3 protein-coding genes are annotated in these 1,696 nt (G+C 60.2%); all 3 read right to left on the minus strand.

Annotated elements, in window-relative coordinates; translation table 11 throughout:
- Positions 1-49: 49 nt before the first annotated feature.
- Positions 50-226, minus strand: a complete 177-nt coding sequence (locus tag ACFQ6N_RS40640; RefSeq protein ID WP_197586498.1) for a hypothetical protein — start codon at positions 224-226, stop codon at positions 50-52.
- A gap of 84 nt (positions 227-310) precedes the next feature.
- Positions 311-667, minus strand: a complete 357-nt coding sequence (locus tag ACFQ6N_RS40645) for a hypothetical protein (RefSeq protein ID WP_197586499.1) — start codon at positions 665-667, stop codon at positions 311-313.
- The coding region (locus ACFQ6N_RS40650; RefSeq protein WP_380659173.1) for a phage tail tape measure protein at positions 667-1,696 on the minus strand (1,030 nt) is incomplete at its 5' end. The genes ACFQ6N_RS40650 and ACFQ6N_RS40645, both read right to left, overlap by 1 nt.

Here is a 1,696-nt window from a genome sequence, read left to right on the forward strand (position 1 = left end):
GTACACGCTAGAGGAAATCACGGACCTGGCGAAGCAGGCAGCGAAGCATCTAGTCTCGTCCACCTAGTTTGGCTTCCAACCCACGAACGATATGCGCAAGCGTGTCGTTCGTGGCTCTCAGCATCTGCACTTCGCCTTCAATTCTGGCAACGTCGGCTTGAAGAGACGCCACAACACTTTCAAGCGACACTGTCTTCAACCCAGCAGCAGCTCCATTGCCGCTCATGCGAGTTCTCCATATTTTCAACAGAATCGACCACATTCTTTAGCACCCCAAGCGCGGAGCACTGCCGGCGTTCGGTGAACGTGCTCATCGCAGGTACTCCACGACCGCATCCATCCTGAAGTCACCCGGAAGTTTCTCGTCCGGCACCAGATCGCCAAGGGCACCATTTTCGAAGCGTGCTTTGACTGTCAGACCCGTATACGGGTGCACCATTTCGAACCAGCCGATCCGCTTGATCACGTCGAAGTACCAGGTCTCGAACGCTGTAACGTCCGCTATGCTGGCAAAGTAGAAGTTCATGGACTGCTTAACGAGCACCTGACTATTGAGCAGGCGCTGCCTGGGCACACCCCTTTCCATTTCCGTGCGTTCGATCGAGGGATCGAAGGAGCGCTTTTGCCCGTCGAAAGTGATCCTGGCAACAACCGGCAACGTTTCCATCAGATTGCATCTCCCAGACCGAAGCGGCCCTTGATTGCTGAGTAGGTGGATCCTGTGCCGCCAGCGATACGCCCACCGATTGCCTGATCCAACTGGCCCAGCAGCACCTCGACCTCGAGAGCTCCGTCTCGGGTGCGCGATGCGCTGGCCGTGGTGCCCGCCGGGGCATTGAACACTTTGATGTTCACCGCTCCCACGCCCCCCGATCCCAGCCCGCCACCACCGGCGACAGTTCCGCCCGTGGCATAGCCGAGCAGGCCACGCCGCATGCCTTCCACAATGTCGACACCGCCTGCACGGGCGATATCCGCCTGGGACCAGACCACCTCCCCTGCGTGCACGATCCCTTTGGGCTCGTACTTCCCCCCTGGACCGGTGTAGCCCCCATCGGACCTGCCCCCACGCACCAGCTTCTGGAACAAATCGTCATTGATGCTGCTGGTGCCCCTTGTCACGGCCGCATTGCCAACAGAATTGATTCCGCCGCTAAGCGCACCTAGTGCGCCACTGACCCATGACCCACCGATACCGGCCAGCGCCTGGCGGAGCTGGATACGTGCCAGGTCCGCCAGAATCGAGCGGGTCATATCCGAGAAGCTGACCTTGCCGGTCTGCGTGAACTTCACCCAGACGTCTTCGAGACCACTGAACACCGATCCGACAACGCCACCCATCTGCTGGGCGGCGTTACCGGCCTGTTGTCGGTAGTTCTCCCACGCCGCAGCGGCACCGAGCAGCCAGTTGCCCTCGGCGGACTGAAGCTCTGCATAGCCATCGCGAATGGCCTGCACGCGATCCAGCGTCTTGGCCAGCAGGATCGCTTTCTCTTCATCGAAGGTGGAGTCATCGATCTGGTCCGCGTTTCGCTGAAGCGTGAGCTGCCGTAGCTTCTCAGCCTGATCGTCGTACGCATCGTTGATGCGCTGCTGGATCTCATACTCGCGATCACCCATGCCGACCTGGGCAGCGCGTGTTTCCATCTGACGCCGGAACGCATCGTTGCTCGCCTCGAGCGCGGCAGTGTAGGCG

The organism is Kitasatospora sp. NPDC056446 (assembly GCF_042796115.1).
In the GTDB taxonomy this organism is placed as follows: Bacteria; Actinomycetota; Actinomycetes; order Streptomycetales; family Streptomycetaceae; genus Kitasatospora.

Bases quoted from the DNA above. Each gene is read 5' to 3' on its own strand.
- ACFQ6N_RS40640 (WP_197586498.1), bottom strand. From the start codon at position 226: ATGAGCGGCAATGGAGCTGCTGCTGGGTTGAAGACAGTGTCGCTTGAA.
- ACFQ6N_RS40645 (WP_197586499.1), bottom strand. From the start codon at position 667: ATGGAAACGTTGCCGGTTGTTGCCAGGATCACTTTCGACGGGCAAAAG.